Raw genomic sequence first — 13588 nt, forward strand, 5'->3', positions numbered from 1 at the left:
CGCCCGGTCGCCTTGCAAGGATGCCAATTGTGGAAACGACGTACGACACAAGGCTTGTCGAAGACCGCGCCGCATGGGGCGCGGTGTTGTCGATGGCGCTGTGTGTTTTCGTGCTCATCGCGTCTGAATTCATGCCGGTCAGCCTGCTGTCGCCGCTAGCGTCCGATCTCGGCATCACCGAGGGCCACGCGGGACAGGCGATCTCGATTTCGGGCGTTTTCGCTGTCGTGACCAGCCTGCTGGTCGCCGGTCTCACGCGCCGCATCGACCGCCGACTGGTCGTGACTGGCTTCACCCTCCTCCTCATCGTGTCCGGTTTGGCTGTGACCTTCGCGCCGAACTACGCGTTCCTCATGGTCGGCCGGGCACTGCTCGGCATCGCGATCGGCGGGTTCTGGTCGATGTCGACCGCGATCGTCATGCGCCTCGTGCCGCAAGACATGGTTCCGAAGGGTCTCGCCATGCTAAACGCGGGCAATGCCATTGCGGCCACCATCGCGGCGCCGCTGGGCAGCTTTCTTGGCGCCTATGTCGGCTGGCGCGGCGCTTTCTTCCTCGTCGTGCCGTTTGGGCTCTTGGCGCTGGCCTGGCAGTGGACCAGCCTGCCGGCGCTGCCCCCGCGCCGGAGGAAGCGCCCTGGCAATCCGCTGGCGCTGCTCGGTCGTCTTTCAGTCGCCATCGGCATGGCGTCGATCATGATGCTGTTCATGGGCCAGTTCGCGCTCTTCACCTATCTTCGGCCCTTCCTCGAGAGCGTCACCCGGCTCGACATCGCTGCCCTCTCGGCGGTCCTGCTGGCGATGGGGCTGGCGGGGGTGCTCGGCACATGGTGCGTCGGCCGGCTTTTGCGCACGCGCCTGTTCAGCATCCTCATCGTTATCCCGCTGGTCATGGCCGCGCTGGCCGCTGCACTCATCGCTTTCGGTGCACTCCCGGGTCCCACAACACTGCTGCTGGTTGCCTGGGGCTTCTTCGGCACGGCCGCGCCCGTTGGCTGGGGCACGTGGCTCAGCCGAACGCTGCCGGACGACGCAGAGGCCGGCGGCGGGTTGCAGGTAGCCGTCATTCAGCTAGCCATCACCGGCGGCGCCGCAATCGGCGGCACGCTCTTCGATACGGTCGGCTGGTGGGGAGCGTTCACTCTAGGCGCGGTGCTGCTCTGCGGATCGGCGCTCGCCGCCCTCGCCGCGTCCCATATGGCCCGGAAGTCTTTGCCATGACCATCGAGCGTGCGCCGCTTAGCCGCCGGACATTGCTCGGCGCCGCGCTCGCGGTGGCGGCCCTGCATCGCGCAGCCGCCAGCCAGGAAGGCCAATCTCCCGTCAGCCAGGAGCCCACCGACATGAAGATCAGGATGGCCTTCAACGGCCGCCTCATGACCGCCACCCTCTACGACAATCCCTCAGCGCGCGACTTCTTTTCCATGCTGCCGCTCGATCTCAAGATCGAGGACTACGCGCATAACGAGAAGATCGCCTATCTGCCGCGCAAGCTGACTGAGGAGGGAAGTGGCCCGTTCGCCAACGAGCAGCCCTACGACCTGTGCTATTTCATGCCCTGGGGCAATTTGGCCATGTTCCACGCCGACTATCGCCATCCCGGGCTGATCAGGCTCGGCCGCTTCGATGAGGGCGAGCAGGCCCTGCACATTCGCGGCGAGTTCCCGCTTCGCGTCGAACGCATTTGAGGTCGCAAAGGAGATCACCATGGACATTCTTCGCGCTGGCACGAGGCCTTCCGGCAAGGGACCACCTGACTGGTTCACCGGAACGGTGCGGATCGATCCACTCTTCAATCCCTTCGATGCCGGGCGGGTCCAAGGCGCACAGGTGACCTTCGAGCCCGGCGCCCGCACCGCCTGGCACACGCATCCGCTCGGCCAGACGCTGATCGTCGTCTCCGGCCTTGGCCGCGTGCAGCGCGAGGGCGGTCCGGTCGAGGAAATCCGTGCCGGCGACGTCGTCTGGTTCGCGCCCGGCGAGAAGCACTGGCACGGCGCGTCGCCTCTGACCGCCATGACCCACATTGCCCTCCAGGAGGTCAAGGACGGCAAGGTCGTGGACTGGCTGGAACATGTCAGCGACGCCGACTACGGCGCTTGATCTTCTCCACTCGAAAGGAACCAGAATGATCGCAACCATTCTTCACAAACCGGGCGACATCCGCTGCGAGGAAATCGCCGATCCGAAAATCATGCGGCCGACGGACGCAATCATCAAGCTCTCGGCAAGCTGCATCTGCGGCTCGGACCTGTGGCCCTATCGCGGGCTGCAGCCGGTCGACGGCCCGATGCACATGGGCCACGAATATTGTGGTATCGTCGTCGAGGTCGGCGCAGAGGTGCGCACGGTCCGTCCCGGCCAGTTCGTCGTCGGGTCGTTCTGCCTTTCCGACAATACCTGCCCGCATTGCCGCTTCGGCTTCCAGTCGTCTTGTGTGCAGCGCGAATTCATGTCGGGCGCGCAGGCGCCTTACGCTCGCGTGCCGTTGGCGGATGGCACACTGGTCGCCACCGCCGAGGTGCCGCCGGCCGAACTCATCCCTGACTTGCTGGCTGTGTCCGATGTGCTCGGCACCGGCTGGTATGCGGCCGACGCGGCCGAGGTCCGAGAAGGATCGACGGTGGTGGTGGTCGGCGACGGTGCGGTCGGCCTGATGGGCGTGCTTGCGGCCAAGGAGATGGGCGCCGAGCGCATCATCGCCATGAGCCGGCACGCCAGCCGCCAAAAGCTCGCCCGCGAGTTTGGCGCCACCGACATTGTGGCCGAGCGTGGCGAGGAAGGCGTCACGCGCATCAAGGAACTCACCAAGGGCGTCGGCGCGGACTCCGTGCTGGAGTGCGTCGGCACGGGAGAATCCTTCGACCAGGCGCTGGCCTGCTCTCGTCCCGGCGGCACCATCGGCTATGTCGGCGTGCCGCATGGCGTGAGCTTCGACGGCCAAAAACTATTCTTCGGCCAAAAGCGAATGATGGGCGGCCCAGCGCCAGTGCGCCGCTTCCTGCCCGACCTGATGGACCGTGTACTGCGAGGCAGGATCAAGCCCGGCAAGGTCTTCGACCTCAAGCTGCCGTTGGCAGAGGTCGCTGAAGGCTACCGCGCCATGGACGAGCGGCGTGCCATCAAGGTCATGCTTTCCGTGTGAGCGAAGATTGGGCGGACGGCCTGTCCGCCCCCCGCCAAATCAGAAAAGGAACAACGACATATGACTATGAGATCGAAGATCGCCGCCCTTGCGCTTGCGCTTTCCGTCGCCACGCCGGCGTTCTCGCAAGAGTCCCCGATCATTGGCGCATGGCGCATGAGGTCGCTCGAGGCCGGTGCCGAGGGAAACCTCAAGCCAGTGCCGTATTCCGGCCAGGTCATCTTCACCGAGGCCGGCTCCCTCTCGGTGCAGGCCCAGAACCCCGACGCCAAGGCGCCGGACACGCCTTACACAGCGAATGGCTACGAAGCCTATTACGGGCCCGTCGCCATCAACGACCAGGACAAGACCTTCGTCATCACGATCGAGTCCTCCCTAGTCCGCAACCTTGTCGGGAAGAGCATGAAACGCAAATTCGAAGTCTCGGACAACAAACTGGTCCTCACGCCGGACAATCCGGCCGAAGGCTGGCGTGTGACCTACGAACGCTACTGATCTGAACTGTTGGGTTCAAGGTGTTGCCGATGGCCAAAGTGGCGGGGACTTCAGACCGAAATGGAGCGATGGCGGAACTGGTGCCAATCATGGCGGCTGTCTTCGCCGGCTTCCTTCTGATCGGCTTGGCGCTACCCGTCCTGCCGCTGCATCTTCATCAGCAACTCGGCTTCGGCCCCTTCGCGGTCGGACTGGTGACGGGCAGCCAGTTCGTCGCCTCGATGTTGTCGCGCATTGGGGCCGGAAACTATGCCGATGGGCGCGGCGGCAAGCGGGCCGTCGTCGTCGGCCTCATTGCCGCTGCCCTGGCGGGATTATTTTACCTCGGCTCACTGGCATTGCTCGACCGGCCGGTAGCGTCCGCATCGGCGCTCTTCGCCGGCCGGGCGGTATTGGGCGCGTCGGAGAGCTTCATCATCACCGGCGGCGTCGCCTGGGGCCTCTCCCTTGCGGGCGGACAGAACTCCGGAAAAGTCATAGCCTGGGTGGGCACGGCGATGTTTGCGGCGCTCGCGCTTGGAGCGCCGGTCGGATCTGCGCTTTATGCGGCGAGCGGTTTCACCGCGATCGCACTCGCGACCATCGTCCTGCCGCTTGCGACGCTGCTTGCCATCCTGCCGATGCGTGGCACCAGCACCGCCGCGAGCAGCGTGCCGCAGTCATGGACGAGCGTGGCTCAAGCGGTCTGGCTTCCCGGAGTGGGAGCAGCTTTCAGCAGCCTCGGCTATGGCGCAATCCTGGCCTTTGCCGCGTTGCTCTTTGCCGAACGGGGATGGCAGCCGATCTGGCTTCCCTTCACGGCCTATGCCGCGGCGCTGATCGTGGCAAGGCTGTGCTTCGGCCACCTGCCCGACAGGCTTGGGGGCGCACGCGTCGCTGTGATCTTCGTCGCCGTCGAGGCCGCAGGGCTAATGCTGATCTGGCTTGCGACCGGGCCTGTTGTCGCCGCAATTGGAGCGGGTCTCACTGGCCTTGGCTACTCGCTGGTCTATCCCGGTCTCGGTGCCGAGGCAGTAAGCCATCTTCCGTCGCGCAGCCGCGGCCTGGCCATGGGACTCTACACCGTCTTCCTCGACGTGGCGCTCGGCTTCGGCAGTCCAGCGCTCGGCTTGGTCGCCGCGTCGGCCGGGCTGCAATTCGTCTTCTTCGCCGTCGCGGTGGCGACGCTTCCGGCGTTGGGCATCGCTCTGCTGCTGGGTCGCCGTAACGCTCTACGCTAGTGCCGGGTATTCTGTGCTCGGATGTTGCGCAACTACGATCACCTCGCGCTGGCAACGTTGAAAATTGGCGCAGCGCCAGCCAAAACGCAAAAAACCCGCCTGTGCGGCGGGTCGCTGGCGCAAGTCAGCACCATAGACAGAAATGTAGCATAACTGCTCTCACAGGTCAAGAAAAAATTCCTATCGCATCGACGCAAGCTGCCCGCCCAGGCCAGCGGCGCAATCGCAGTCAATGCCGACATTCGAACGAAAGTAGATCCAGCTTGACGGAACATTAGTCATAGCTAATTGTTGATATGTGCGGCAGGTGGTGCCCTCCACCGCCTGCCGAAGATCGGCCGTCCGATCGGCCCGCGTCCTCCGCCAGAGGCGCGGGCTTTCGCTTTCGCGGTCCAGCGCAAGTGATGACCGACCAGCCCGTCGCAACCTGAGCGATTCGAGAAGCCGCGTTGGCGGGCCGTGCTCACGACCAGTCCAAGGCTCTGGCCATGGCGAAAAAGATTGGCGACAGAGCCGAAGATGATGAGGCGTCGCCGTTTTCGCCCTTCTTGAGTGAATGGAGCCGGTATTTCCGTCCTTCAGCTTTCGATCATTTGGCCAGTCCCTCATCGGGGTTTCGCCGCCTTTTGGCCTTGAGGCTGCGGGCGGCTTGCTCCACCGCGGCGCGGTCGTTGCCGAGGCGGTCGAGCAGTTCCTGTGCCTCGTCGCCCGATATGCCGGTGCGCACCGCCAGCGCCTCGACCTCCAGCACGTCGGTGCTGGCGATCTCGCCGGTTTGAGGCAGCGCATCGTCCGCCGTCAGCGGCAGGGCCGCCTCGCGGTCGATCTCGGCCTCGGCCTGGTGCCAGTGCCGTTCGGGGTCGCCCTGCATGCGGCCTTCCCGTTCCCAGATCTGGTAGGCGCGCTCACGAATTCTGTCGTCCCGGTCGTCGCTCATGGTCAGTCCTCCTTAGGTCAGGGTTGAACGTCGCGCCAATGCGAACGCTCCGGAAAATCCGCGCGATCGGATCGCCATGCCGGGCGGCGCGCGGGCTCTACTGGCATTGCCGTCTCGGCCCGCCGGAGTATGGCTGGTAGGAGTTGTCTTCCGGGCGATAGGAGCGGTAGCGGCTGAAGCAGTAATCGACATGGTCGGCCGAAAGTGCTTCGCCGCCATCGTCGGCAGCGTAGACCCCCAGGCCGGCGCCGTTTTCGTCGCCATCGTCGGCAGTGGGCTGGACGAGCTGGCCGGCGGCTTCGAGATAGGGCGAGATGCAGGGGCGCAGCTGCCCGCTGTAGGAGAGATAGCTGTTGTCGTCCGGGTGGTAGGAGCGATAGCGGCTGGCGCACCAGGCGAGATGCGGAGGCGGCAATTCGGTCGTCTTGGGCGCGATGGCGCCGGTGACGGTGGGGTCGGGCGGTGTTTCCTGCGGTTTGGCGGGGATGTCGGGCGGCGCGGACTGTTTGGCCGGCAGGCGTTCGAGGCCCTGCCCGGCTTTGTTCACCGGCCGCGCCTTCTTGGTCCACAGCTCCGCCACGCTGACAGTAGCCGTTGCCTGGCGCGGCGGCTTCGCGGCAAGCAGCCAGGCGGCGAAGCCCAGTCCGCTGCCGAAGACCGCAAGGGTCAGCACGAAGCCGCAGACCAGTCCCAAAACCGCTTTCACGACACGCTCCTTAAGTCCCTGCTCATAGAATGCGGGGCCTCAAGGCTGGTTCCAGAAAAAGGCCGGCGCCGAAGCTGCCAATCTCCCCATAAGTGGGGGTTGAGAAGTGGTCCGCGTAGCGGACGGAAAGCCAATTGCTTGGCTTTCCCAACGACGAACGGCCGGCAGGCCAGAGGGGGGCGCCGTAGGGCGCACGGGCGGAGGCTTCCCTCCCCCGCAAGCCGCGTCAAAGAGGGCCAAAACCCCCGCCCAGACACAGTTCAGAAACAATATTCAACAGTTCGGAAAAACTGGCGAAAAGATCGGATGGCATAAGCATCCCACAACAACTGGAAAAATGGCCGTGCCGGGCGATGCCCGGCCTGGACGGGAAAGTATGGAAATGGATCACGGTGTCGATATCGCCGAACTGGACGCGGAACGATCGGGGCTGGAAAGCGGCCTGGCAGGTGTCGATGCGCTGGTAAGAACGGCCCCCGCGACAGCCAGGCGCGGGCAGATCCTGACGGGCGCCGACTTTGCCCGGCACGGCCTGCCCGGCGAGCGGCTCGACACCGTCTTCGAGCAGCTCGCCGAAATGTTCGCAGCGCTGCCGGCGGTGATCTCCGACGGGCGTGTCTGGACCTATCGGGAACTGGACAGCCGGGCCAACCAGTTCGCCCGCCTGCTGGTCAAGCGCGGCGTGCGGCCGGGCCACCGCGTCGGGCTCATCCTCGACCGCTCGGCGGAGACCTATGTCGCGCTGCTCGCCGTGATGAAGGCAGGCGCTGCCTTCGTGCCGCTGGCCACCGCGTTCCCCGAGGAGCGGATGGCGCTCATCATCGAAGACGCCGGCGTCAGCCTGATCGTCACCATCGCCGCCTATGCGTCGCGCGCCGGTCAGCTGCCGGTTCCGCATCTGCTGATCGACAGCGCGGCCGCCGAGATCTCCAAGCAATCCGACGCGCCGCTGAAGCCGAATGCGAAGACTTCGGACGACACCTGCTACATCCTCTACACCTCGGGCACCACAGGCAAGCCCAAGGGCGTGGTCATCAAGCACCAGAGTTTCGTCAATTTCATCCGCGTCGCCGCCGCCTCCTACGGCTACCGGCCGGGCGATCGCGTCTACCAGGGCATGACCATCGCCTTCGACTTTTCCTCCGAAGAGATCTGGGTGCCGTTCGTCGCCGGCGCCACGGTGGTGCCGGCACCGGGCCAGATGCCGCTGGTGGGCGAGGAGCTGGCCGATTTCCTGCGGCTCCATGACATCACCTGCATCGCCTGCAGCCCGACGCTGCTGTCGTCGATGACGTCGGATGTGCCCAGCCTGCGCACGCTGCTGGTCGGCGGCGAGGCCTGCCCGCACAATCTGGTGGTGCGCTGGTCGAAGCCGGGGCGGCAGATCCTCAACACCTATGGCCCGACCGAGGCGACCGTCACCGCCACCATGGGCGCGCTGACGCCGAACAGCCCCGTCACCATCGGCGCGCCGCTGCCGACCTACTCCATCGTCATCCTCGACGCTTCGCTGCCGCAGCTCGCCGAGCCGGGCGAACTGGGCGAGATCGGCATTGCCGGCATCGGGCTCGCGGTCGGCTATCTCAACAGGCCGGACCTGACCGAACAGAAATTCATCGCCGATTTCGTCGGCCTGCCGAACAACCCGTCGAAGCGCATCTACCGGACGGGCGACCTTGGCCGCATCAACGACCAGGGCGAGATCGAGTATGCCGGCCGCATCGACACCCAGGTGAAGATCCGCGGCTACCGCATCGAGCTCGGCGAGATCGAGGCGGTGCTGCTCGACCAGCCCGAAATCGCCCAGGCCGCCGTCACCACCTGGGAGATCGAGCCCGGCCGCGTCGAACTCGTCGCCTATTACGCTCCAAAGGTCGGCCAACCGGCGATCTCGCGCGCGGACCTCGCCAGGACGATGAAGCGGCGCCTGCCCGACTACATGGTGCCCTCCTATCTGGAGGAACTGCCGGCCATCCCGATGACGGTTTCCAACAAGGTGGATTTGCGCCAGCTGCCGAAGCCGACAAGTGTGCGGCTTTCGGGCGATCGCGCCATGGTCGCGCCCGCCAATGACGACGAGCGTTTCCTGGCCGACGCACTGGCCGCCGTATTGAAATTCGAGGAAGTGTCCGTCGAGGACAATTTCTTCGACGATCTCGGCGCCAACTCGCTGCTGATGGCGCATTTCTGCGCGCGCCTGCGCACCAGGAAGGAATGGGCGACGGCGTCGATGCGCGACATCTATCTCCACCCGACTGTGGCGCGGCTCGCGCTGCATCTCGGCGTGGCGGACGAGATGACGACGGCCACCAACGAGCCCGTCCTCACCCGCCGGGCCTCGAATTTCGCCTACTGGACCTGCGGCGCCGCACAGCTGCTGTTCTACGCGCTCTACAGCTATGGCGCCCTGTGGGCGGTCAATGACGGCCTCAACTGGATGTATGACGCGCTCGACGATCCGCTGCAGCTGTACATCAGGTGCGTGGCGCTTTCGGCCGCCGTGTTCTTTGGTATGTCGGGCTTTGCCGTCATCGCCAAATGGGTGCTGGTCGGCCGCTGGAAGGCCGAGGCGTTTCCCATCTGGGGCGTGCGTTACTTCCGCTTCTGGGTGGTCAAGACGTTGATCCGCACCGCGCCCGTCGTGCTGTTCCGCGGCAGCCCGCTCTACAGCATCTATCTGCAGCTTCTCGGCACCAAGCTCGGCAAGAACGCCGTCATCGAATCGAAATCCGTGCCCGTCTGCACGGATCTCATCTCGATCGGCGCCAACACCATCCTGCGCAAGGAATCGATGATCCTCGGCTTCCGGGCGCAGTCCGGCTATATCCACACCGGGCCGCTGACCATCGGCCGCGATGCCTTCGTCGGCGTCGGCTCGACGCTCGACATCGACACCAGGATCGGCGATGGCGCCCAGCTCGGCCATTCGTCCTCGCTGCACCGCGGCCAAAGCATCCCCGACGGCGAACGCTGGCATGGCTCGCCGGCTGTGCCGACCACGGCCGACTATTGCAAGGTGCGCAATGTCGATCCTTCCAACATCCGGCGCTTCCTGTTCGAAGCGGTTCAGCTGATCGGGCTGTTTGCCATCGTCACTCCCTTGCCGCTGCTATTCCACAGCTATTGGGAAAACGTCGGCGACGACTACCAGGAAACCATCGGCGTCGTCGCGATCGGCACCACGGTCACGCTGTTCGGCTACATGGCCGCATCCTTCCTGGCGGCGACGCTGGTGCCGCGCCTGGTCAGCCTGCTGTTGAAGCCCGGCCGCACCTACACGCTGTACGGCTTCCGCTACTGGCTGCAGACTGTCGCCGAATTCTCGAGCAACTCCCGCGTGCTCGGCCTGCTGGCCGGCGACAGCTCGGCGATCGTGCACTACATGCGAGCCATCGGCTGGAACCTCAACAAGGTGGTGCAGACCGGCTCCAATTTCGGTTCCAACCAGCAGCACGAAAACCCGCTTCTGTGCGAGATCGGCACCGAGACCATGGTGTCGGACGGGCTGTTCATGATCAACATGCACAAATCCGCCTCCGCCTTCCGGCTCGAGCCGACGCGCATCGGCGAACGCAACTATCTCGGCAACAACATCTACTATCCGCCGGACGGGCGCACGGGCGACAACGTCCTGCTCGGCACCAAGGTGATGATCCCCATCGACGGGCCGCTGCGCGAGAATGTCGGGCTCTTGGGCTCGCCTGCCTTTGAAATCCCACGCATGGTGAACCGCGACAAGGAACTCATTGCCGGTGTCGACGAGGACGACCGGCGCCGGCGCATCCCGTTGAAGAACCGCCACAATCTGGTGACGATCCTGCTGTTCGTGGCAACGCAATGGGTCATGCTGTTCGCCACGCTGGCGATCTGGGACCGGGCGCTGAACTACTACACCGAATGGGCTGAAGTCGCGCTGTTCGTCGCCGTGCTCCTGACCTCGGCGATCACCATTCCGTTCTACATCTTCGTGGAACGGGCAAGCCTTGGTTTCGGCCGGCTGAAGCCGCAGATGACGACGATCTACGACGTCGCGTTCTGGCGCCACGAACGCCACTGGAAGCTGGCGGATTCGCCGATCGTGCGCCTGTTCGCCGGCACGCCGTTCCGCCCGATGATCCTGCGCATGCTGGGCGTCAAGATCGGCAGCCGTGTCTATGACGGCGGCAGCAACCTCACCGAACGCTCGCTGGTGGAAATCGGCGACGACGCCACCCTCAACGAAGGCTGCGTCATCCAGGCCCATTCGCTGGAGGAAGGCGCGTTCAAGTCCGACTTCATCCGCATCGGCAAGGGCTGCACGCTCGGACCTTCAGCCTTTGTCCATTACGGCGTCGTGATGGGCGAAGGCTCGGTGGTCGATGTCGACTCCTTCGTCATGAAGGGCGAAGAGCTGGAGCCCAACTCCATATGGCGGGGCAACCCGGCCAAGCTGCACCGCTTCGTCGAGCCGATCACCGACGATGGCTCCAAGGTATCGGCCTGGGCCTCGGCTTGACGAAGGGCATCGGCTTGAACACCGGAGATATCCGTCTGGTTGCCGTGACCGAGGCCAACCGGGCCCTGGTCACGGCCTTGGAACTGGCGCCGGAGCAGAGGGATTTCGTCGCCGGCAATGCGGACTCGCTGGAAGAAGCCGGGACTGACGAAGACGCCCGGCCACGGGTCGTCATGGCCGGGGATCGTGTCGTCGGTTTCCTGATGTACGAGGCTCCTCCGGATGACGACGAGGCACGCATCTACCGCTTCATGATCGACCGCGCCGCTCAGGGCAAAGGCTACGGCAAGGCCGCGCTGCGTAAGGTGCTGGACGAAATCCAGGGGCTCAGCCACATCAGCCACGTCTCGATCTGCTACGAACCGGAGAACGATGCGGCGCGAAATCTCTATCGCAGCGCCGGTTTCGTCGAAGAAGGGCTCGACGAGGACGGAGAAATGATAGCCGATCTCCCTTTGCCGGCCCCGGACGCACGAGTCGTGATGCGGCTGCCCGAGGAAATCGCCTTGGCCGAAGCGATCGCCGCCATCGCACCATCGGGAGTCCGGATCGGATGCCGGATGATCCGCGAAGGCGACGACGCCCATCTGCTGCCTGGGGAAGCGCATTCCATCCCCGCGCGTCAGCCTGGCATGCGGCGCGCCAGCGGCGCGGCCCGGTGGATCGCGCACGGACTGCTGGCGGAGCTTGGCGTTGGCGACGTCGCCATCTTGCGCTCGCCAACCGGCGCGCCGGTCTGGCCTGACGGAATAACCGGTTCGCTCGCGCACGACGACGACATGGCCGTGGCGGCGATTGCACCGATTGGCGATATCGCCTCGCTCGGCATCGACGTCGAGCCCGCGCAGCCTCTCCCGGATGACATTTTGGCGCTCGTGACAACACCCGCGGACCGCACGGACGCAGCCGACCGGCATCTTGCCGGCCGCATCCTCTTTGCCGCCAAGGAAGCCGTTTACAAGGCCGTCTATCCGCTCGATCGCGAGGTGCTGGGCTATGAGGACATCGCCATCGACCTGAACGCAGGCCGCGCAACGACGAAGACGCGCCGCAAGGCCAGCCTCGCCTATTGCGTTGCCCCGCGCGTGGTGGTGCTGGCATTTGTCGAGAAAAACGCGCGGTAGCGCGCAGCCCTATTCGCCAACGATCTCCCTATATCCCCTCACCCCGCCATCGAGCCCGCGCAGCCGCCAGTTCTCGCCGTCCCGTCCCTCGACATGGCAAGGCCCGATCGGCACCTTGCCGCCGCCCTCCGGCAGGTCGAGCACATAGACGGGGTTGCAGATGCCCGACAGCCGCGCCCGCAGCGCTTCAGTCAGCGCCTGTCCCTGTGCAATCGTCGTGCGCCGGTGCGCCATGCCGCGCGCGAGGTCGCCATGGTGCAGGTAGTAGGGTTTGACGCCGAGGCGGTACATCAGCTCGCGGCAGAGTTCTTCCAGCGCCTCGATGCTGTCGTTGACGCCCTTGAGCAGAACGCTCTGGTTCAGCAGCACGAAGCCGGCTTGCCGAAGCGTGCGGCAGGCGGCCTCGGTTGCGTCGGTGATCTCGCGCGCGTGGTTGAAATGGGTGACGACAGTGACCATCAGCCGGCCCTGCAGCGCCGCGACGAGTCCTGATGTGATGCGCGACGGCAGCACCACCGGCACGCGCGTATGGATGCGCAGCAGCCGCACATGGGGGATCGCTTCGATGCGCGCGAAGATTTCGGCCAGCGCCTTGTCGGGCAAGGACAGCGGATCGCCGCCGGTCAGGATCACCTCACGGATTTCGGGGTGATCCGCGATGTAGGCCAGCGCCGGCTCCAACGCCTCGCGCGTATAACCCCTGCCGATCGAGGTCAGCGATTCCTTGCGGAAGCAGAACCGGCAATAGACCGCGCATTGATAGGTCGGGAACAGCAGCACCCGGTCGGCATGGCGATGCGTCAGCCGCGGCACCGGGCTGAATTCGTGATCGGCGATCGGATCGTCAAGCTCGCCGTCCTGCTCCATCAATTCGTCTGGCGACGGAATGACCTGCGCCCGGATCGGATCGGCGGGGTCGTTCCAGTCGATCAGGTCGAGATAGGCTTTGGGCGCACGCACCTTGTGGTTCGCGGCCGCCGCTTGCGCCGCCGCGCGCTCGGCTGGCGACAAGGGCAGGGACGCCAGATCGCGCACGTGGCGCACGCCGGCGCGGACATCCGTTTGCCAGGCGGTGTCGGGGTGGAATTTGGTGTCTGTGGTCATCGGAGTTTCTCGGGCGGGTATATTTGGGCCGGACCTATCCGCTGGATGACAGATTAGGTCAACCACGCAGATTGTCAGCGCTGTGATCCTTCACACCCCCCTCTGTCCTGCCGGACATCTCCCCCGCAAGGGGGGAGATTGGATGTCGCTATCGCTTTCGCCAACCGTCGACGTCGCAAGACAAGCGCCGCGATTGAGGCGCCGATCTCCCCCCTGTTTGGACCGGAGACATCGCGAACAGGTGTGCGAGGACATCGCGCACAGTTTGGCGTGCTTTGCGCCGGGAGGTTCGCGATGCCATTTGGGAACACCAGCGTGATGGATGGGAAGTTGGAGTTTGTGCGTCTTGCGGTGCAGGATGGC

At 65.1% G+C, this 13588-nt stretch carries 12 protein-coding genes; 9 read left to right on the plus strand and 3 right to left on the minus strand.

Annotation, left to right across the window (positions count from 1 at the left end; genetic code table 11):
* The first annotated feature begins 20 nt into the window (after window positions 1–20).
* The 6 genes from NKK51_RS22155 to NKK51_RS22180 are packed head-to-tail and all read left to right on the plus strand — an operon-like array spanning window position 21 to window position 4859.
* On the plus strand, window positions 21–1220 hold the full coding sequence (locus NKK51_RS22155) for an MFS transporter (RefSeq protein WP_352554591.1): 1200 nt from the start codon (window positions 21–23) through the stop codon (window positions 1218–1220).
* A complete protein-coding gene (locus NKK51_RS22160) occupies window positions 1217–1687 on the plus strand; it encodes a cyclophilin-like fold protein (protein ID WP_352554581.1) in 471 nt (156 codons plus the stop codon). The genes NKK51_RS22155 and NKK51_RS22160 overlap by 4 nt, the downstream gene beginning before the upstream one ends.
* Window positions 1688–1706: 19 nt before the next feature.
* Entirely contained in the window at window positions 1707–2102 is a 396-nt protein-coding gene (locus NKK51_RS22165; protein ID WP_127296953.1) for a (R)-mandelonitrile lyase, read from the plus strand.
* Between the two features lie 25 nt (window positions 2103–2127).
* Entirely contained in the window at window positions 2128–3144 is a 1017-nt protein-coding gene (locus NKK51_RS22170; RefSeq protein ID WP_127296952.1) for a zinc-dependent alcohol dehydrogenase family protein, read from the plus strand.
* A gap of 60 nt (window positions 3145–3204) precedes the next feature.
* On the plus strand, window positions 3205–3639 hold the full coding sequence (locus NKK51_RS22175) for a lipocalin-like domain-containing protein (RefSeq protein WP_206535327.1): 435 nt from the start codon (window positions 3205–3207) through the stop codon (window positions 3637–3639).
* Window positions 3640–3668: 29 nt separating this feature from the next.
* Window positions 3669–4859, plus strand: coding sequence for an arabinose transporter (locus NKK51_RS22180; protein ID WP_352554582.1), 1191 nt, complete (start codon window positions 3669–3671; stop codon window positions 4857–4859).
* A gap of 589 nt (window positions 4860–5448) precedes the next feature.
* Here the strand turns inward: NKK51_RS22180 and NKK51_RS22185 are convergent.
* Both NKK51_RS22185 and NKK51_RS22190 read right to left on the minus strand, forming a co-directional pair.
* Window positions 5449–5796: a DUF2934 domain-containing protein gene (locus NKK51_RS22185; protein ID WP_352554583.1), complete on the minus strand. Its 348-nt coding sequence runs from the start codon at window positions 5794–5796 to the stop codon at window positions 5449–5451.
* Between the two features lie 97 nt (window positions 5797–5893).
* Window positions 5894–6502 carry a BA14K family protein gene (locus NKK51_RS22190; RefSeq protein WP_352554584.1) on the minus strand — a complete coding sequence of 203 codons (609 nt, stop codon included), beginning with the start codon at window positions 6500–6502 and terminating at the stop codon, window positions 5894–5896.
* Between the two features lie 376 nt (window positions 6503–6878).
* Here NKK51_RS22190 and NKK51_RS22195 point away from each other — a divergent pair, with 376 nt between their 5' ends.
* A complete protein-coding gene (locus tag NKK51_RS22195; RefSeq protein WP_352554585.1) occupies window positions 6879–10997 on the plus strand; it encodes a Pls/PosA family non-ribosomal peptide synthetase in 4119 nt (1372 codons plus the stop codon).
* The gene (locus NKK51_RS22200) at window positions 10994–12121 is read left to right on the plus strand and encodes a GNAT family N-acetyltransferase (RefSeq protein ID WP_352554586.1); all 1128 of its coding nucleotides are present in this window, start codon (window positions 10994–10996) and stop codon (window positions 12119–12121) included. Before NKK51_RS22195 ends, NKK51_RS22200 begins: the two co-directional genes overlap by 4 nt.
* Window positions 12122–12130: 9 nt before the next feature.
* On the opposite strand, the gene NKK51_RS22205 is transcribed toward NKK51_RS22200, so the two are convergent.
* Window positions 12131–13225 carry a KamA family radical SAM protein gene (locus NKK51_RS22205; RefSeq protein ID WP_352554587.1) on the minus strand — a complete coding sequence of 365 codons (1095 nt, stop codon included), beginning with the start codon at window positions 13223–13225 and terminating at the stop codon, window positions 12131–12133.
* Between the two features lie 138 nt (window positions 13226–13363).
* Here NKK51_RS22205 and NKK51_RS22210 point away from each other — a divergent pair.
* A partial coding sequence (locus NKK51_RS22210) for a hypothetical protein (RefSeq protein ID WP_352554588.1) occupies window positions 13364–13588 on the plus strand: 225 nt, incomplete at its 3' end.

It is taken from the genome of Mesorhizobium sp. M0011, assembly GCF_040324155.1.
Taxonomy (GTDB): Bacteria; Pseudomonadota; Alphaproteobacteria; order Rhizobiales; family Rhizobiaceae; genus Mesorhizobium.